This window comes from Pseudomonas sp. 32A (genome assembly GCF_052682255.1).
This window is the reverse complement of record NZ_JBQYLY010000001.1, coordinates 209,709-226,814: the sequence shown is the minus strand read 5'-3', so window position 1 is coordinate 226,814 and position 17,106 is coordinate 209,709. Positions and strand designations below refer to the sequence as shown.

At 60.8% G+C, this 17,106-nt stretch carries 18 protein-coding genes and 2 pseudogenes; 17 read left to right on the top strand and 3 right to left on the bottom strand.

Going from position 1 to position 17,106, the window contains the following annotated elements:
- Position 1 precedes the first annotated feature (1 nt).
- The 8 genes and pseudogenes from ACUN0G_RS01035 (at position 2) to ACUN0G_RS01000 (ending at position 8,923) form a co-directional block, all read left to right on the top strand.
- Positions 2-706 (top strand): SPOR domain-containing protein, encoded by a 705-nt coding sequence (locus tag ACUN0G_RS01035; RefSeq protein ID WP_017478234.1) that lies wholly within the window; start codon positions 2-4, stop codon positions 704-706.
- A gap of 267 nt (positions 707-973) precedes the next feature.
- Positions 974-1,504, top strand: a complete 531-nt coding sequence (gene hslV, locus ACUN0G_RS01030) for an ATP-dependent protease subunit HslV (protein WP_003209323.1) — start codon at positions 974-976, stop codon at positions 1,502-1,504.
- A 38-nt stretch (positions 1,505-1,542) separates the two neighbouring features.
- Positions 1,543-2,880 carry an ATP-dependent protease ATPase subunit HslU gene (gene hslU, locus ACUN0G_RS01025; RefSeq protein WP_008439258.1) on the top strand — a complete coding sequence of 446 codons (1,338 nt, stop codon included), beginning with the start codon at positions 1,543-1,545 and terminating at the stop codon, positions 2,878-2,880.
- A gap of 161 nt (positions 2,881-3,041) precedes the next feature.
- Positions 3,042-3,419 carry a gamma-butyrobetaine hydroxylase-like domain-containing protein gene (locus ACUN0G_RS01020; protein WP_017478232.1) on the top strand — a complete coding sequence of 126 codons (378 nt, stop codon included), beginning with the start codon at positions 3,042-3,044 and terminating at the stop codon, positions 3,417-3,419.
- 249 nt (positions 3,420-3,668) lie between these two features.
- Entirely contained in the window at positions 3,669-5,348 is a 1,680-nt protein-coding gene (gene phaC / locus ACUN0G_RS01015; protein ID WP_017478231.1) for a class II poly(R)-hydroxyalkanoic acid synthase, read from the top strand.
- A 152-nt stretch (positions 5,349-5,500) separates the two neighbouring features.
- Positions 5,501-6,345, top strand: a pseudogene (gene phaZ, locus ACUN0G_RS01010) (poly(3-hydroxyalkanoate) depolymerase).
- A gap of 247 nt (positions 6,346-6,592) precedes the next feature.
- A complete protein-coding gene (gene phaC / locus ACUN0G_RS01005; RefSeq protein ID WP_258343316.1) occupies positions 6,593-8,275 on the top strand; it encodes a class II poly(R)-hydroxyalkanoic acid synthase in 1,683 nt (560 codons plus the stop codon).
- A 27-nt stretch (positions 8,276-8,302) separates the two neighbouring features.
- Positions 8,303-8,923: a TetR/AcrR family transcriptional regulator gene (locus tag ACUN0G_RS01000; protein WP_177025866.1), complete on the top strand. Its 621-nt coding sequence runs from the start codon at positions 8,303-8,305 to the stop codon at positions 8,921-8,923.
- Positions 8,924-9,094: 171 nt separating this feature from the next.
- Here ACUN0G_RS01000 and ACUN0G_RS00995 read toward each other — a convergent pair whose 3' ends face one another.
- The 3 genes from ACUN0G_RS00995 to ACUN0G_RS00985 form a co-directional block, all read right to left on the bottom strand.
- Positions 9,095-10,105 carry a phasin family protein gene (locus tag ACUN0G_RS00995; protein WP_445572507.1) on the bottom strand — a complete coding sequence of 337 codons (1,011 nt, stop codon included), beginning with the start codon at positions 10,103-10,105 and terminating at the stop codon, positions 9,095-9,097.
- A gap of 12 nt (positions 10,106-10,117) precedes the next feature.
- A complete protein-coding gene (locus tag ACUN0G_RS00990) occupies positions 10,118-10,540 on the bottom strand; it encodes a phasin family protein (RefSeq protein ID WP_017478218.1) in 423 nt (140 codons plus the stop codon).
- Positions 10,541-10,645: 105 nt separating this feature from the next.
- Positions 10,646-10,921, bottom strand: coding sequence for a polyhydroxyalkanoic acid system family protein (locus ACUN0G_RS00985; protein ID WP_017478217.1), 276 nt, complete (start codon positions 10,919-10,921; stop codon positions 10,646-10,648).
- Between the two features lie 143 nt (positions 10,922-11,064).
- Between ACUN0G_RS00985 and ubiE the strand changes: the two genes are divergently transcribed.
- The 9 genes and pseudogenes from ubiE (at position 11,065) to ACUN0G_RS00940 (ending at position 17,071) form a co-directional block, all read left to right on the top strand.
- The gene (gene ubiE / locus ACUN0G_RS00980; RefSeq protein ID WP_003209306.1) at positions 11,065-11,835 is read left to right on the top strand and encodes a bifunctional demethylmenaquinone methyltransferase/2-methoxy-6-polyprenyl-1,4-benzoquinol methylase UbiE; all 771 of its coding nucleotides are present in this window, start codon (positions 11,065-11,067) and stop codon (positions 11,833-11,835) included.
- Positions 11,835-12,458: a ubiquinone biosynthesis accessory factor UbiJ gene (locus ACUN0G_RS00975; RefSeq protein WP_003209304.1), complete on the top strand. Its 624-nt coding sequence runs from the start codon at positions 11,835-11,837 to the stop codon at positions 12,456-12,458. The genes ubiE and ACUN0G_RS00975 overlap by 1 nt, the downstream gene beginning before the upstream one ends.
- Positions 12,455-14,059 carry a ubiquinone biosynthesis regulatory protein kinase UbiB gene (ubiB, locus tag ACUN0G_RS00970; RefSeq protein ID WP_421525248.1) on the top strand — a complete coding sequence of 535 codons (1,605 nt, stop codon included), beginning with the start codon at positions 12,455-12,457 and terminating at the stop codon, positions 14,057-14,059. Before ACUN0G_RS00975 ends, ubiB begins: the two co-directional genes overlap by 4 nt.
- Positions 14,060-14,100: 41 nt before the next feature.
- Positions 14,101-14,493 (top strand): phosphoribosyl-AMP cyclohydrolase, encoded by a 393-nt coding sequence (gene hisI, locus ACUN0G_RS00965; RefSeq protein WP_010169173.1) that lies wholly within the window; start codon positions 14,101-14,103, stop codon positions 14,491-14,493.
- Positions 14,494-14,495: 2 nt separating this feature from the next.
- Positions 14,496-14,828: a phosphoribosyl-ATP diphosphatase gene (locus ACUN0G_RS00960; RefSeq protein ID WP_017478214.1), complete on the top strand. Its 333-nt coding sequence runs from the start codon at positions 14,496-14,498 to the stop codon at positions 14,826-14,828.
- A gap of 25 nt (positions 14,829-14,853) precedes the next feature.
- Complete coding sequence (locus ACUN0G_RS00955; RefSeq protein ID WP_017478213.1) at positions 14,854-15,132, top strand: twin-arginine translocase TatA/TatE family subunit; 279 nt, start codon at positions 14,854-14,856, stop codon at positions 15,130-15,132.
- A gap of 10 nt (positions 15,133-15,142) precedes the next feature.
- Positions 15,143-15,579: pseudogene (gene tatB, locus ACUN0G_RS00950) on the top strand (Sec-independent protein translocase protein TatB).
- A complete protein-coding gene (tatC, locus tag ACUN0G_RS00945; protein WP_026078063.1) occupies positions 15,576-16,367 on the top strand; it encodes a twin-arginine translocase subunit TatC in 792 nt (263 codons plus the stop codon). Before tatB ends, tatC begins: the two are co-directional and overlap by 4 nt.
- Positions 16,364-17,071 (top strand): 16S rRNA (uracil(1498)-N(3))-methyltransferase, encoded by a 708-nt coding sequence (locus tag ACUN0G_RS00940; protein WP_258343301.1) that lies wholly within the window; start codon positions 16,364-16,366, stop codon positions 17,069-17,071. The genes tatC and ACUN0G_RS00940 overlap by 4 nt, the downstream gene beginning before the upstream one ends.
- Positions 17,072-17,106 lie beyond the last annotated feature (35 nt).

The following is a 17,106-nucleotide window of genomic DNA, read 5'->3' as shown; positions in this document are numbered from 1 at the left end:
GTTGGCTGCCAAGAAAAAACCTGCACCCAAGCGCGGCGCCAGCCGCTACCAGGCACCTGCGAAGAAACCTATTCCGGGCTGGTTGTGGATGGCGATCGGCCTGACGGTCGGCGCGTTTGTCGTCTTCCTGATGAAGCTGGACCCGGGCAAGGGCGATGACGTCAAACGGGTCAAGCAAGAGCAGCAGAGGGCCACGAAAATGGCCGAAGCGAACAAGACCGTCCCGAGCCCAACTGCACCGGTGAAGCCGAAGTACGACTTCTACACATTGCTGCCGGAATCGGAAGTGATCGTGCCGCCGGACGCCGTGCCGGAGAAAACCCTGCCGACGCCGCAGCCGGTGCCGACTACGCCGGTTACCCCGGCCGAAGCAGCGAAGATAGACACGGCCCGGGCCCAGGCTGCGCTGGCCGGGATTACCCCGCCGCCACCGCCGCCGGTTGCCACCACCAAGGCCGCGCCGGTGACCAAGTTCTTCCTGCAGGCGGGCTCGTTCCCGAAACAGGCGGATGCGGACCGCGTGCGTGCGCAGATTATTTTGCTGGGGCAGGCAGTGACGGTTGAGTCGGGCACTGTGAAGGATGCGACCTGGTATCGCGTGCTGGTAGGGCCGTTCAGCAACCGTGAACAGCTGACCGTGGCCCAGAAACAACTGGCGGGTGCAGGGTTTAGCAACCTGTTGTTACAACAACGCCAGAGCCGCTGATCGGCCCCGACTCCGAGGTCACAGCAGATCAAATGTGGGAGCCGGGCTTGCCCGCGATGGCGGTGGAACAGTCAATATTTTCGGTGACTGACCCACCGCCATCGCGGGCAAGCCCGGCTCCCACATTGGTTTTCATTGTATTTAAAACCTCGGTACACACAGATTCACCACTCGTCCGCCCTCCCGTCCTACAGTTGAAATCCCCCCCGCCACCCCCATATGAGTTCCATCAGGGCATTTTCGCCCCGCAGCGTGGAGACTCTCCCCTTGACCACCATCGTTTCAGTTCGCCGCCACGGCAAAGTCGTCATGGGCGGCGACGGCCAGGTTTCACTTGGCAATACCGTGATGAAAGGCAACGCGAAAAAAGTCCGTCGCCTGTACCACGGCCAGGTCCTCGCCGGTTTCGCCGGCGCCACCGCTGACGCCTTTACCCTGTTCGAGCGCTTTGAAGGCCAACTTGAGAAGCACCAGGGCCACCTGGTCCGTGCCGCCGTCGAACTCGCCAAAGAATGGCGCACCGACCGCTCCCTCAGCCGCCTCGAAGCCATGTTGGCCGTCGCCAACAAAGATGCCTCGCTGATCATCACCGGCAACGGCGACGTGGTTGAACCCGAAGAAGGCCTGATCGCCATGGGTTCCGGCGGCGGTTACGCCCAGGCCGCTGCCAGCGCCCTGCTGAAGAAAACCGACCTGTCGGCCCGGGAAATCGTCGAGACGGCCCTGGGTATCGCTGGCGACATCTGTGTCTTCACCAACCACAACCTGACCATTGAGGAGCAGGACCTCGCCGAGTAAGCCGCAGGCTTATTCCCGCTTGAGGACCGCCAATTACTATGTCCATGACTCCCCGCGAAATCGTCCATGAACTCAATCGCCATATCATCGGCCAGGACGATGCCAAGCGCGCCGTTGCCATCGCCCTGCGTAACCGCTGGCGCCGGATGCAACTGCCCGAAGAATTGCGCGTTGAAGTAACCCCCAAGAACATCCTGATGATTGGCCCGACCGGTGTCGGTAAAACCGAGATCGCCCGACGCCTGGCCAAACTGGCCAACGCTCCGTTCATCAAGGTCGAAGCCACCAAGTTCACCGAAGTGGGCTACGTGGGCCGTGACGTCGAATCGATCATTCGTGACCTGGCCGACGCTGCCCTGAAGCTGCTGCGCGAACAGGAAATGACCAAGGTCAGCCATCGCGCCGAAGACGCCGCCGAAGAGCGCATCCTCGACGCCCTGCTGCCACCGGCACGCATGGGCTTCAACGAAGACGCCGCGCCGAGCTCGGATTCCAACACCCGCCAGCTGTTCCGCAAGCGCCTGCGTGAAGGCCAGCTGGACGACAAGGAAATCGAGATCGAAGTCGCCGAAGTGTCCGGCGTCGACATCTCCGCACCGCCTGGCATGGAAGAAATGACCAGCCAGTTGCAGAACCTGTTCGCCAACATGGGCAAGGGCAAGAAGAAAAGCCGCAAGCTCAAGGTGAAGGAAGCGCTGAAACTGGTGCGTGACGAAGAAGCCGGGCGCCTGGTGAATGAGGAAGAACTCAAGGCCAAGGCCCTGGAAGCGGTCGAGCAGCACGGCATCGTGTTTATCGACGAGATCGACAAGGTGGCCAAGCGCGGTAATTCCGGCGGCGTCGATGTCTCCCGCGAAGGCGTGCAGCGCGACCTGCTGCCGCTGATCGAAGGCTGCACCGTCAACACCAAGCTGGGCATGGTCAAGACCGACCACATCCTGTTTATCGCTTCCGGTGCCTTCCACCTGAGCAAGCCGAGCGACCTGGTGCCGGAGCTGCAAGGCCGCCTGCCAATTCGCGTTGAGCTGAAAGCCCTGACGCCAGGCGACTTCGAACGCATTCTCAGCGAGCCCCATGCGTCGCTGACCGAGCAATACCGCGAACTGCTGAAAACCGAAGGCTTGGGCATTGAGTTCCTGCCGGACGGAATCAAGCGTTTGGCCGAGATCGCCTGGCAGGTCAACGAGAAGACCGAGAACATCGGGGCCCGTCGTTTGCACACCTTGCTGGAGCGCCTGCTGGAGGAAGTGTCCTTCAGTGCCGGCGACATGGCGGGCGCGCAGAATGGCGAGGCAATCAAGATCGACGCCGACTACGTCAACAGCCACTTGGGCGAATTGGCGCAGAACGAAGATCTGTCTCGTTATATCCTGTAAGGCTTACGCAGGAACCGCTCTGCTTTAATGTGGGAGCGGGCTTGCTCGCGAATGCGGTGGGTCAGTTATGCAACGGTAACTGACCCACCGCATTCGCGAGCAAGCCCGCTCCCACAGTTTAAAGCCGGTTCCTTCAGGATCATCTCTGAGCGGTTCCCCAAATGACCAAACTGCCTACCGCCATCAACCTGCACAAAGCCTCCAAGACCCTGGGCCTTACCTACGGTCCTGACGAGGTGTATCAATTGCCCGCCGAATTCCTTCGCGTGCACTCCCCCTCCGCCGAGGTCCAGGGCCACGGCAAACCGATCCTGCAATTCGGCAAGCTCAATGTCGGTTTGACCAAGATCGAACCCGCCGGCCAATACGCACTGAAATTGACCTTCGACGATGGCCATGACAGCGGATTGTTCACCTGGGACTACCTCTATCAACTTGCCGTGCGTCAGGACGCGCTGTGGGCTGACTATCTTGCCGAGCTGAAAGCCGCCGGAAAAACCCGCGACCCGAGCCAGTCGGTCGTGCGGTTGATGCTCTAGCTCAGGCCTCTTGCTCATTAGTGGGCATTTTCTAATTCCATCTGCTTGAATGCCCCTCTGTCGTGGCCAACGATTGGCCCGCTTGCGAAAAAAATTAAACTCGGGTAACCAATGGAACTGGCAAGTTCCCTGCATTTGACGATGCGGTATTAACGGTCACCCGAGCAGTAGTACCAGGCTGTGCTGTGTGGCAAGTAGTGGTACACAGCGGTACCCGGTACTCGTCTGTCGGACAATGGAGCGTCGTAGATGAGTAACAAGAACAACGATGACTTGAAACGCCAAGCCTCGGAAAACACCCTGGGGCTGAACCCGATCATCGCGTTACGGAAAAAGGATTTACTGGCATCCGCTCGGATGGTGCTGACCCAGGCCATCAAACAACCGTTGCACAGCGTCAAGCACGTCGCCCATTTTGGCGTCGAATTGAAGAACGTGGTGTTCGGCAAATCACAGCTGACACCCGAGGCCGACGACCGCCGCTTCAACGACCCGGCGTGGACCCAGAACCCGCTCTACAAACGTTACCTGCAAACCTACCTGGCGTGGCGCAAGGAGCTGCACGACTGGATCGGTGACAGCAACCTGTCGGAGCACGACATCAGCCGCGGCCACTTCGTCATCAACCTGATGACCGAAGCCATGGCGCCCACCAATAGCGCGGCCAACCCGGCGGCAGTCAAACGCTTCTTCGAAACCGGCGGCAAGAGCCTGCTGGACGGCCTGTCCCACTTGGCCAAGGACATGGTGCACAACGGCGGCATGCCAAGCCAGGTCAACATGGGCGCCTTTGAAGTGGGCAAGAGCCTGGGCACCACCGAAGGCGCCGTGGTGTTTCGCAACGATGTGCTGGAGCTGATCCAGTACCGGCCGATCACCGAGCAGGTGCACGAACGCCCACTGCTGGTGGTGCCGCCGCAGATCAACAAGTTCTATGTATTCGACCTGAGCCCGGACAAGAGCCTGGCGCGGTTCTGCCTGCGCAATAACCAGCAGACGTTTATCGTCAGTTGGCGCAACCCGACCAAGGCCCAGCGCGAGTGGGGCCTGTCGACCTACATCGAGGCGCTGAAAGAAGCGGTGGATGTGGTGAGCGCGATCACCGGCAGCAAAGACATCAACATGCTCGGCGCCTGCTCCGGCGGCATCACCTGCACCGCCCTGCTGGGCCACTACGCGGCGCTGGGCGAGAAGAAGGTCAACGCCCTGACCCTGCTGGTGAGCGTGCTGGACACCACCCTGGACACCCAGGTGGCGTTGTTCGTCGACGAACAGACCCTGGAAGCGGCCAAGCGCCATTCCTACCAGGCCGGTGTGCTGGAAGGCCGCGACATGGCCAAGGTGTTTGCCTGGATGCGCCCCAATGACCTGATCTGGAACTACTGGGTCAACAACTACCTGCTGGGCAACGAGCCACCAGTGTTCGACATCCTGTTCTGGAACAACGACACCACCCGCTTGCCGGCCGCTTTCCACGGCGACCTGATTGAGCTGTTCAAGAACAACCCATTGGTTCGCGCCAATGCCCTCGAAGTGTGCGGCACGCCGATCGACCTGAAGCAGGTCACCGCCGATATCTATTCGTTGGCCGGCACCAACGACCACATTACGCCGTGGCAGTCCTGCTACAAGTCGGCACAGCTGTTTGGCGGCAAGGTTGAGTTTGTGCTGTCCAGCAGCGGGCATATCCAAAGCATCCTTAACCCGCCGGGCAACCCCAAGTCGCGTTACCAGACCAGCGACACGATGCCGGGCAAGGCCCTCGACTGGCAGGAGAACGCCACCAAGCACACCGATTCGTGGTGGCTGCATTGGCAGGCGTGGCAGGCGGAGCGGTCGGGCAAGTTGAAGAAGGCGCCGACGGCGCTGGGTAATAAAGCGTACGCAGCGGCTGAAGCGGCGCCGGGCACTTACGTTCACGAAAGGTAGGCTGGAATGGGATCAAATGTGGGAGCTGGCTTGCCTGCGATGGCATCAACTCGGTATGCCTGATACACAGCAGCGTCTGCATCGCAGGCAAGCCAGCTCCCACATTAACCGTGTTCCCGCAGGGAAATAGCGCCATTTTGCAGGGTAAGCCCATGCCGCAACCGTTTATCTTCCGTACCATCGACCTGGATGGCCAAGCCATCCGCACGGCGGTACGCCCGGGCAATCCTCACTTGACGCCGCTGCTGATTTTCAACGGCATCGGCGCCAACCTTGAGCTCGTGTTTCCGTTCGTCCAGGCCTTGGACCCGGACCTGGAAGTGATTGCCTTTGATGTGCCAGGCGTCGGCGGATCGTCGACCCCCAGCCGGCCTTATCGCTTTCCCGGCCTGGCCAAACTCACCGCGCGCATGCTCGATTACCTGGACTATGGCCAGGTCAACGCGGTGGGCGTTTCCTGGGGCGGCGCGCTGGCGCAGCAGTTCGCCTATGACTATCCGGAACGCTGCAAGAAGCTGATTCTGGCCGCCACCGCTGCCGGCGCCTTTATGGTGCCGGGCAAACCGAAAGTCTTGTGGTTGATGGCCAGTCCCCGGCGTTATATCCAACCGTCCCATGTGGTGCGCATTGCCCCGATGATCTACGGCGGCTCCTTCCGTCGGGATTCGAAGCTGGCCGCCGAACACGCCAGCAAAGTGCGTTCGGCGGGCAAGTTGGGCTACTACTGGCAACTGTTCGCCGGGCTTGGCTGGACCAGCATCCACTGGCTGCACAAGATCAAGCAACCAACCCTGGTGCTGGCCGGCGACGACGACCCGCTGATCCCGCTGATCAACATGCGCATGCTGGCCTGGCGCATACCCAACGCTCAACTGCACATCATCGACGACGGTCATCTGTTTCTGATTACCCGGGCCGAGGCCGTGGCGCCGATCATCATGAAATTTCTCCAGGAGGAACGCCTAGGGCGGTGATTCACCCGCAACCCGCCCTTTGAGCAAGCCCTCCGTAGCAGCTGTCGAGCGCCAGCGAGGCTGCGTCAGCCGCGACTCGGTCCTGCGCCAGGCTCATCATCGGCGGCGCGCTCAACGCAGCCTCGCTGGCGCTCGACAGCTGCTACGGAATTACGAATCACGGGGGTTACAGGGAAGAAATTTTGGTCGCGCATAGGGTCACTTGGCCAGAACCGACTATGGTTCTGAATTGGCGTGCTTGTTGATGGCTTGACGAAGGAGTGTTGGCGCATGCGAGAAAGACCCGTATCGAACCCGGTGCCCACACCCGCCGCGTTCATCAATGCACAAAGCGCGATCACCGGCCTGCGCGGCCGGGATTTGCTCTCGACCCTGCGCAGCGTCGCCGCACACGGCCTGCGCAACCCGGTGCACACCGCCCGTCACGCCCTGAAGTTGGGTGGGCAATTGGGCCGTGTGCTGCTCGGGGAAACGGTGCACGAGCCGAACCCGGCCGACAGCCGTTTCGCCGACCCGACCTGGCAGCTCAACCCGTTTTATCGGCGCAGCCTGCAAGCCTATTTGAGCTGGCAAAAACAAACCCGGCACTGGATCGACGACAGCAACCTGAGCGCCGACGACCGGGCCCGGGCGCAATTTGCCTTTTCCCTGCTCAACGATGCGGTTTCGCCCTCCAATACGTTGCTCAACCCGCTGGCGGTCAAGGAGTTGCTCAACTCCGGCGGCAACAGCGTGGTGCGGGGTGTCAGCAATCTGTTCGATGATCTGCTGCACAACAACGGCTTGCCGCGGCAGGTCACCAGGCAGGCCTTTGAAGTCGGCAAGACGGTGGCTACCACGCCCGGCTCGGTGGTGTTTCGCAACGAACTGCTGGAGCTGATCCAGTACAAGCCCATGAGCGAAAAACAGTACGCCAAGCCGCTGCTGGTAGTGCCGCCGCAAATCAACAAGTACTACATCTTCGACCTGAGCCCGAACAACAGCTTCGTCCAGTTCGCCCTGAAAAACGGCCTGCAAGTATTCATGGTCAGCTGGCGCAACCCGGATGTACGGCATCGCGAATGGGGCCTTTCCACCTACGTAGCGGCTTTGGAAGAAGCGCTGAACGTGTGCCGCGCAATCACCGGCGCCCGCGAGGTCAACTTGATGGGCGCCTGCGCCGGTGGCCTGACCATCGCTGCGCTGCAAGGCCACCTGCAGGCCAAGCGCCAGCTGCGTCGCATCTCCAGTGCCAGTTATCTGGTGAGCCTGCTGGACAGCCAGATCGACAGCCCCGCCACCCTGTTCGCCGACGAACAAACCCTGGAAGCCGCCAAGCGCCGCTCCTATCAACAAGGTGTGCTCGATGGACGCGACATGGCCAAGGTGTTCGCCTGGATGCGTCCCAACGACCTGATCTGGAATTACTGGATCAACAACTACCTGCTGGGCAAGGAACCGCCGGCCTTCGACATCCTGTACTGGAACAACGACAACACCCGCCTGCCCGCCGCACTGCATGGCGACTTGCTGGACTTCTTCAAGCACAACCCGCTGAGCCATCCCGGTGGCCTGGAAGTTTGCGGCACGCCTATCGACTTGCAGAAGGTCACGGTGGACAGCTTCAGCGTGGGCGGGATCAACGACCACATCACGCCGTGGGACGCGGTGTACCGCTCCACCCAACTGCTGGGCGGCGACAAGCGCTTCATTCTGTCCAACAGCGGGCATATCCAGAGCATCCTCAACCCGCCAGGCAATCCCAAGGCGAACTACGTCGAGAACCTCAAGCTGAGCAGCGACCCGCGTGCGTGGTACTACGACGCCGCTCATGTCGAGGGCAGTTGGTGGCCCAATTGGCTGGCGTGGATCCAGCAGCGCTCCGGTGTACAGCGCGAAACCCTGACCGCCCTGGGCAACCAGAATTACCCACCGATGGAAGCGGCGCCGGGCACCTATGTGCGGGTCCGCTGAGCCCAACGAAGACCTTAAGAAGACTGGATGAAGACCCGCGACCGTATCCTTGAATGTGCCTTGCAGTTGTTCAACCACAAGGGCGAGCCGAACGTGTCGACCATGGAGGTGGCGAATGAAATGGGGATCAGCCCCGGCAATCTCTATTACCACTTCCATGGCAAGGAGCCACTGGTGCTCGGGCTGTTCGAGCGCTTCCAGGCCGAATTGGCGCCATTGCTCGACCCGCCTGACGACGCCCAACTGGCGGCCGAGGATTACTGGCTATTCCTGCACCTGATCGTGGAGCGTATGGCCCACTACCGGTTTCTGTTCCAGGACTTGTCGAACTTGGCGGGGCGCCTGCCGAAACTGGCCAAGGGCATTCGCAACCTGCTGACGGCGCTCAAGCGCACGCTGGCCTCGTTGCTGGCCAGGCTCAAGACGGATGGGCAATTGGTCAGTGACACCCAGGCGCTGGGGCAGTTGGTGGAACAGATCACCATGACCCTGCTGTTTTCCCTGGACTACCAACGGATCCTCGACCGTGAAGGTGAGGTGCGGGTGGTGGTGTACCAGATCATGATGCTGGTGGCGCCGCATCTTTTGATGCCGGCGAGGATGGCGACGGAGCGGTTGGCGCTCAGGTACCTGGACGACGCGGACTAAAATGTGGGAGCGGGCTTGCTCGCGAAAGCGAAGTGTCAGTCAGCACATGTGTGACTGATCCACCGCTTTCGCGAGCAAGCCCGCTCCCACATTGGATTTGTGTTGTTCTGTAGATTCCATAAAAAACGCCCGACCTTCGCAGGCCGGGCGTTTTTATGTGTCCTGTAAAAATCAGGACTGACTGGTAGGCGTCGGGGTTGCCGGCGTTGCAGTCGGGGTAGCAGCAGCCTGGGTCGGTGGGGTCACCGAGTTGGTCGCTGGCGCCGGGGTTGCAGGCTTGGCCGCTACCGCAGGCTTTGGCGCTGCTGGCTTTTTGGCTACGGCCGGCTTCTTCGCCGCAGCCGGTTTTGCAGCCGGCTTGGCCGCTGCAGGTTTTGCAGCCGCAGGTTTAGCGACGGGTTTGGCAGCGGCGGGTTTGGCTGCAGGTTTCGCAGCGGCTGGTTTGGCAGCAGGTTTAGCGGCAGCGGTTTTAGCCGCTGGCTTGGCTGCGGCTTTTGCTGCCGGCTTGGCGGCTGGTTTTGCCGCAGGTTTTGCAGCTGCTTTAGCGGCCACTGGTTTAGCGGCAGGCTTGGCGGCCGGTTTAGCCGCTGCGGTTTTAGCCGCAGGCTTGGCAGCCGGTTTTGCAGCAGCTTTGGCCGGCGCTTTAGCGGCTGGCTTGGCTGCCGGTTTGGCGGCAGCCTTGACCAGCGGTTTAGCGGCGGTTTTTGCAGCAGGTTTGGCCGCTGCAGTTTTCGCGGCAGGCTTGGCAGCCGGTTTAGCCGCTGCGGTTTTGGCCGCAACTGGCGCAGCTTTAAGGCCAGTGAGCTTTTCGATTTGCTTGGTCAAGGTATCGACCTTGCTGTGCAGCGCTTTCACTTCAGTACGGCTAGGTACGCCGAGTCGCGAAATGGCACTGTTCAGGCGCTTGTCAAAAGCCCCTTCCAGTTCGCCCCACTTATCGCTGATACGTGATTTGGCAGAACCGGCGGAAGCCTTTGCCGCATCGACTTGTTTACCCACTGTGCTCTTGGTCAACTTCTCGGCCTTCTCGCCGTCTTTAACCAAAGTCTCGAAGTATTTACCGCCGTCACTGCTCACCTTCGAGTACACGCCTAAACCGGCCAGCCAGATCTTGCGGGAGTATTTTTCAACTTCCCCGATCCACGAGCTGCCTTCTTTATCAGTAGTCTTTTTACCAGCCATCCCGTTGTCTCCTTAGTGTTTACGCGCGACACGTTCGAGCAATGCCGTCAGCTCATCGAGCTTAGCAGAGAGTGTCTCCACGTCATGTTTAGACGGAATGCCGATCCGATTCAAGGCACTTCCAACACGACTATCAAAAGCGCGTTCAACTTTATCCAGTTGCACTTCGACTCGACCTTTGACGCCGAAGACTTCGCTCTTGACTTGATCAATCTGACTGTTGGCAGCATCAAGTTGTTCAATCACAACTTTTTTGCCTTTACTTTCAACATGTTGACCAGTCTTAACGAGCTCTTTGAAGTACTCGGCGCCCTCGCTTCCAACCTTGGCATAAGCCCCCAAACCGGCCAACCAGATCTTGCGGGCATAGGATTTAACGTCAGTCAGGGCGTTAGTTCCGGTAGCAATTTTTTTCTTCAAAATAACTTTGGCCATGGTGCACCTCACGCATAAAGGGGGGAGGAACTGCCCACAGAAGTTGAGGGCTTGGGCACAAAGTAGGCAGAAAAATTAGAATCGGCACCCTAAGAAGGACGAAAATCAGGCCAGGGCTTTATCCAGTGCCTTCTCGATTTCGGACTTGATGGTGCCACTCATGGCCGACATCAACAGCCCCAGTTCGACTTCGATGCGCAGAGAATCTTCAGCCACTTTCACGGTGCCTTTAACGCCCGAACGTTTGAGGTTCAGTGTGTCGCCGGCCCACGAAGACTCCAGGCCATATTGATCCTTGAGTTTGCTCGCCAACTTGTCGGCTTTTTCTCGGGCAGCGTCTTTGCCCAGCGTGTGAGCACGTTCAACCTGTATACGGGCCATTTGAATGACTCCTCGTTATAGAGACTTGTCGACCCGCCATGCGGCAAAAGGTCTCGGTGGCCACCTATCTTACCTTCAGCCTTGCCAAGACAAAGCATGCCTTGGGGATTAGAATGCCCCCATTCTCTTTTGGTGACAGCGATATGACTGATCAGCGCAAAGGCAGCGATGCCGAACCCACCACTCACTTCGGCTTCAAAAACGTCCCGGAAAGCCAGAAAGCGGAAAAAGTCGCCGAGGTGTTCCACTCGGTAGCCGCCAAGTACGACTTGATGAACGACGTACTGTCCGGCGGCATGCACCGCCTGTGGAAGCGCTTCACCATCGAGTTGTCGGGCGTACGCACCGGCAACCGCGTGTTGGATATCGCCGGCGGCACAGGCGACCTGGCCGCCAAGTTCTCCAAACTGGTGGGCCCCACTGGCCAAGTAGTCCTGGCCGACATCAACGGCTCGATGCTCAAGGTCGGCCGCGACCGCCTGTTGGATAAAGGCGTGGCGGGCAATATCGAATTCGTCCAGGCCGACGCTGAAAAGCTGCCATTCCCGGACAACCATTTCGATTGCGTCACCATCGCCTTCGGCCTGCGTAACGTAACCCACAAGGAAGACGCGCTGCGCTCCATGCTGCGGGTGCTCAAGCCCGGCGGTCGCCTGCTGGTGCTGGAGTTCTCCAAGCCGACCAACGCATTGATGTCCAAGGTCTACGACACCTACTCGTTCGCCTTCATGCCGTTGATGGGCAAGCTGATCACCAATGACGCCGAAAGCTACCGCTACCTGGCCGAATCGATCCGCATGCACCCGAACCAGGAAACCCTGAAGTCGATGATGGTAGAGGCCGGTTTCGACCGCGTGACCTACCACAACATGACCTCGGGCATCGTCGCCCTGCACCGCGGCATCAAGCCCTGATGTTGTTCGCAGGCCTTCTCGCCAGCGTCGAACACGGCCTCAACCGTGTACTGCGCCTGGACAGCACCGCCCTGGCACGGCTGGCGCACCTGAACGGCAGGATCATCGCCGTCGACTGCACCAGCCCCGCCTTGCAGCTGTTTATCCTGCCCAGCGATGAAGGCCTGTTGCTGGCGTCCCACTGGGCCGCCGACGCCGACTGCACCCTGCGTGCTTCCGGCTCAAGCCTGCTGCGCCTGGCCCTGAGCCGGGACAAGACGGCGATCCTCCACGGCCCGGACGTGGAACTTGAAGGCGACAGCGCGGTGCTGATGGACCTGGCCGCCGTGCTGCAAGACCTGGAACTGGACTGGGAGTACGAGCTGTCACGCTGGCTCGGCCCGGTGGCCACCCAACTGATCAGCGGTCACCTGCGCAGTCGCACGCGCTGGTACCAGCAGGGTTTCGCCAGCCTGAACCAGAACCTCGCCGAATACCTGAGCGAAGAATCGCGCACCCTGGTCGGACAACGGGAAGCGGAAGCGCGCTTTCGTGAACTCGACCAGGCCAAACTCGACCTGGAACGACTTGAGGCGCGCTTCGAGCGCCTGAGCCGCTCCCTTGATTCAAGCGATAACGCATGAAGCTGCTCGCCGTCCGCCGTTTGTTTCGTATCCAGCGCGTCGTAATCCGCTACCGCCTCGATGACCTGCTGTTCGCCCTGCCGCTGCCGTGGTTCCTGCTGGCGGTGCGCTATGTCCTGCCGTGGCGCTGGTTCCCGCGCAAAACCCTCGAGCTGAGCCGTGGCGCGCGCCTGCGCCTGGCGTTGCAGGACCTGGGGCCGATCTTCATCAAATTCGGGCAGATCCTCTCCACCCGCCGCGACCTGTTGCCCGAAGATATCGCCGACGAGCTGATGCTGTTGCAGGACCGCGTGCCGCCGTTCGACTCGCAACTGGCAGTCACGCTGATTGAAGAGCAACTGGGCAAGAAGATCAGCGAAGTCTTCAGCCGCTTCGATATCGCGCCATTGGCTTCAGCCTCGGTGGCCCAGGTGCATGCCGCGCAACTGAAAAGCGGCGAAGAAGTGGTGGTGAAGGTGATCCGCCCGGGCCTCAAGCCGATCATCGGCCAGGACCTGGCGTGGCTGTTCATCCTCGCCCGCGCCGCCGAGCGCTTCTCTGCCGATGCGCGCCTGCTGCACCCGGTGGACGTGGTGCTGGATTACGAGAAAACCATCTACGACGAACTCGACCTGCTGCGCGAAGCCGCCAACGCCAGCCAGCTCAAGCGCAACTTCGAAGGCTCGCAGCTGCTGTACGTGCCGCAAGTCTATTGGGACTGGTGCCGCCCGAAAGTGCTGGTGATGGAGCGCATCTACGGCGTGCAGGTCACCGACCTCGCGACCCTGGCCGACCAGCGCACCGACATGAAAATGCTTGCCGAGCGCGGCGTGGAGATTTTCTTCACCCAGGTGTTCCGCGACAGCTTCTTCCACGCCGACATGCACCCCGGCAACATCTTCGTCAGCACCGTGAACCCGTGGAGCCCCCAGTACATTGCGATCGACTGCGGCATCGTCGGCAGCCTGACCCCGGAAGACCAGGACTACCTGGCGCGCAACCTGTTTGCCTTCTTCAAGCGTGACTACCGCCGCGTGGCGCAGTTGCACATCGATTCGGGCTGGGTACCGGCTGAAACCAAGCTCAACGAATTCGAAGCAGCGATCCGCACCGTGTGCGAGCCGATCTTTGAAAAACCGTTAAAAGATATTTCCTTCGGCCAGGTGCTGATGCGCCTGTTCCAGACGGCGCGGCGCTTCAATATGGAAGTGCAGCCGCAGCTGGTGCTGTTGCAAAAGACCCTGCTGAACATCGAAGGCCTGGGCCGCCAGCTGTACCCGGACCTGGACCTGTGGAACACCGCCCAGCCGTTCCTCGAGCGCTGGATGCGTGAACGCGTCAGCCCGAAAACCCTGCTGGGCAACCTGCAAAGCCAGGTCGAGCAACTGCCGCACCTGGCCAATATGACGCGCGACCTGCTGGAGCGTATGTCCCAGCCCCATGCCAAAGACCCCGCGCCGCCCTGGCAGAAGCGCAAGGACGACTGGTTCCTGCGCCTGCTGGGTGCTGCGCACCTGGTCGGTGGCGTGATGCTGGCCATTGGCGGGCCGCTGAACCAACTGGGCCACTGGCCGGCTGGCATCATGGTCGCCGTGGGCGTGTATCTGATCGTGCGTCGATAGCCAATCCGGTTATACACTGTCGCAAATTGCCGGAGCCGAAAATGAAAGACTGGCTGGACGAGATCAAGTGGGACAGTGACGGCCTGGTGCCAGCCATTGCCCAGGACTACAAGACCGGGCGCGTGCTGATGATGGCCTGGATGAACCGCGAGGCCCTGAGCCTGACCGCCGCCGAGAACCGTGCCATTTACTGGTCACGTTCCCGTGGCAAACTGTGGCGCAAGGGCGAAGAGTCCGGGCACGTGCAAACCCTGCATGAGATGCGCATCGACTGCGATGCCGATGTGGTGATCCTCAAGGTCGAACAGATCGGCGATATCGCCTGTCATACCGGCCGTCACAGCTGCTTTTACCGCGTGTTCGAGAACGGCGAGTGGAAGACCGTCGAGCCCGTGCTCAAAGACCCGCACGCTATTTACTCGGCAGGACACTGAACATGACCGATACCCTGAACCGCCTGGCCCAGGTGCTGGAAGACCGCAAGGGCGCGGCCGCCGACAGCTCTTATGTCGCCAGCCTGTACCACAAGGGTCTGAACAAGATTCTGGAGAAACTCGGCGAAGAATCCGTCGAGACGATTATTGCTGCCAAGGACGCGCAAATCAGCGGCGACTGCAGCGACGTGATCTACGAAACTGCCGACTTGTGGTTCCACAGCCTGGTCATGCTCGCCCAACTGGGGCAGCATCCACAGGCAGTGCTTGATGAACTGGACCGTCGCTTCGGCTTGTCCGGGCATGCCGAAAAGGCCTCGCGCCCGTCCGCCTGACCAACTTTTACAGAGGAATTGCAGCATGGGCATTTTTGACTGGAAACACTGGATCGTCATTCTGGTAGTGGTTGTCCTGGTATTCGGCACCAAGAAGCTGAAAAACCTCGGCACCGACGTCGGTGAATCGATCAAGGGCTTTCGCAAGGCCATGAACGACGACGAGAAACCTGCCGACCCGGTCGTCAACCCGGTGCCACCGGCACAGCCTGTGCACCCGCAGGCCACTCAGCCGATCACTGAACGTCGCACCTTCGACGTGCAGGCCGAGCACGTCAAAGAGCAGAACCAAAAAGACTCGTGAGTACTGAATAATGTTTGGTATCAGCTTCTCTGAACTGCTGCTCGTCGGCCTCGTGGCCCTGCTGGTACTGGGGCCGGAACGCCTGCCCGGTGCCGCGCGCACGGCCGGCCTGTGGATCGGGCGCCTGAAACGCAGTTTCAACGCCATCAAACAGGAAGTTGAACGGGAAATAGGCGCCGAGAGATTCGCCGGCAACTGCACAACGAGCACATTCTGTCGTTGGAGCAGGAGGCACGGAAGATTCTCTCGCCTGTGCAGGAAACGCCCAAGCCGGTTGAACCTGTGGCCGAGCAATCGATTGCACCGCCCGCCGCACCTGCACCTGCACCTGCACCGGTCGCTGACCCCGTGCATGCCGCGGCGCCAGCAACCCCGACCGAACCCGCGCCGACGCCTGCCGTGTCGCCCGCGCCCCACGACCCTACATTGCCGCCGCGAGCCCCATGAGCGCTGATAAACCGGAAACCGACCAGCACATGCCGCTGGTCTCGCACCTCACCGAGCTGCGTACCCGCCTGCTGCGCTGTGTCGCGGCGATCTTCATCATCTTTGCCGGGCTGTTTGCCTTCACCCAGCAGATCTACACCTTCGTCTCCACGCCGCTGCGCGACTACTTGCCAGCTGGCGCAACGATGATCGCCACCGACGTATCGTCACCGTTCCTCACGCCGTTGAAGCTGACGATGATGGTTTCGCTGTTCCTGGCGATCCCGGTGATCCTGCATCAGATCTGGGGCTTTATCGCGCCGGGCCTGTACAAGCATGAAAAACGCATCGCCGTGCCGCTGCTGGTGTCGAGCATCCTGCTGTTCTACACCGGGATGGCCTTCGCCTACTTCCTGGTGTTCCCGCTGATCTTCAAATTCTTCGCCGCTGCTACCCCGGCCGGTGTGGAAATGATGACCGACATCACCAGCTACCTCGACTTCGTGATGACGCTGTTCTTCGCCTTTGGCGTGGCCTTCGAAATCCCGGTGGCCGTGGTGCTGCTGGTGTGGATCGGCGTGGTCGACGTCAAATACCTGAAGAAAATCCGCCCGTACGTGATCATCGGCTGCTTCGTGGTCGGCATGATCCTGACCCCGCCGGACATCTTCTCCCAGACCCTGCTGGCCGTACCCATGTGGATGCTGTTCGAGATCGGCATCCTGTTTGGCAGCCTGGTGAGCAAGCGTGGCGATCACCCGGATGACCAACCCGCCGACGACGACCAGCCGCCAGCGACCCAGCCGTGAACCTGCTGCTGCTTGAGGAGGCCGACTTTATCGCGGCCGACCGGGTGGTGCTGCGTGATCGGCGTCTGGTGCATATGCAGGAAGTCCACCGTGCCGCCGTAGGCGACAGCCTGCGGGTCGGGCGCATTGGCGGGTTGATGGGCAATGCGCAATTGCTGCGCCTGGAAGCCCGGGAAGCCGAGCTGGAAGTCACCTTCGACCAGCCGCCGCCGGCCAAACTGCCCCTGACCCTGCTGCTGGCCCTGCCCCGTCCGAAAATGCTCCGCCGAGTGCTGCAAACCGTTGCGTCCATGGGCGTGCCACGGGTGGTGCTGGTGAACAGCTATCGGGTGGAAAAGAGCTTCTGGCAAACGCCGTTCCTGGAGCCGGAGGCGATTCGCGAGCAACTGATCCTTGGCCTGGAACAGTCCCGAGACACGGTGCTGCCCGAGATTGTTATCGAAAAGCGCTTCAAACCATTCGTCGAAGACCGCCTGCCCGCCCTGGCGCACGGCACCCTCGGCCTGATTGGCCACCCGGGTGACTATCCGCCCTGCCCTCGTGGCCTGGATGAACCGGTCACCCTGGCCATCGGGCCGGAAGGCGGCTGGATTCCCTACGAGGTGGATCTGCTGGCCAAGGCCGGGTTGCAGCCGGTGCAACTGGGGGCTCGGATCCTGAGGGTCGAAACCGCCGTTACCGCATTGCTCGCCCGCCTTTTCTAAACACCGCCCTCTCCTGTAGGAGCGAGCTTGCTCGC

Bases quoted from the DNA above. Each gene is read 5' to 3' on its own strand.
- hslU (WP_008439258.1), top strand. From the start codon at position 1,543: ATGTCCATGACTCCCCGCGAAATCGTCCATGAACTCAATCGCCATATC.
- ACUN0G_RS01020 (WP_017478232.1), top strand. From the start codon at position 3,042: ATGACCAAACTGCCTACCGCCATCAACCTGCACAAAGCCTCCAAGACC.
- phaC (WP_017478231.1), top strand. From the start codon at position 3,669: ATGAGTAACAAGAACAACGATGACTTGAAACGCCAAGCCTCGGAAAAC.
- phaC (WP_258343316.1), top strand. From the start codon at position 6,593: ATGCGAGAAAGACCCGTATCGAACCCGGTGCCCACACCCGCCGCGTTC.
- ACUN0G_RS01000 (WP_177025866.1), top strand. From the start codon at position 8,303: ATGAAGACCCGCGACCGTATCCTTGAATGTGCCTTGCAGTTGTTCAAC.
- ACUN0G_RS00995 (WP_445572507.1), bottom strand. From the start codon at position 10,105: ATGGCTGGTAAAAAGACTACTGATAAAGAAGGCAGCTCGTGGATCGGG.
- ACUN0G_RS00990 (WP_017478218.1), bottom strand. From the start codon at position 10,540: ATGGCCAAAGTTATTTTGAAGAAAAAAATTGCTACCGGAACTAACGCC.
- ACUN0G_RS00985 (WP_017478217.1), bottom strand. From the start codon at position 10,921: ATGGCCCGTATACAGGTTGAACGTGCTCACACGCTGGGCAAAGACGCT.
- ubiE (WP_003209306.1), top strand. From the start codon at position 11,065: ATGACTGATCAGCGCAAAGGCAGCGATGCCGAACCCACCACTCACTTC.
- ACUN0G_RS00975 (WP_003209304.1), top strand. From the start codon at position 11,835: ATGTTGTTCGCAGGCCTTCTCGCCAGCGTCGAACACGGCCTCAACCGT.
- ubiB (WP_421525248.1), top strand. From the start codon at position 12,455: ATGAAGCTGCTCGCCGTCCGCCGTTTGTTTCGTATCCAGCGCGTCGTA.
- hisI (WP_010169173.1), top strand. From the start codon at position 14,101: ATGAAAGACTGGCTGGACGAGATCAAGTGGGACAGTGACGGCCTGGTG.
- ACUN0G_RS00960 (WP_017478214.1), top strand. From the start codon at position 14,496: ATGACCGATACCCTGAACCGCCTGGCCCAGGTGCTGGAAGACCGCAAG.
- ACUN0G_RS00955 (WP_017478213.1), top strand. From the start codon at position 14,854: ATGGGCATTTTTGACTGGAAACACTGGATCGTCATTCTGGTAGTGGTT.
- tatC (WP_026078063.1), top strand. From the start codon at position 15,576: ATGAGCGCTGATAAACCGGAAACCGACCAGCACATGCCGCTGGTCTCG.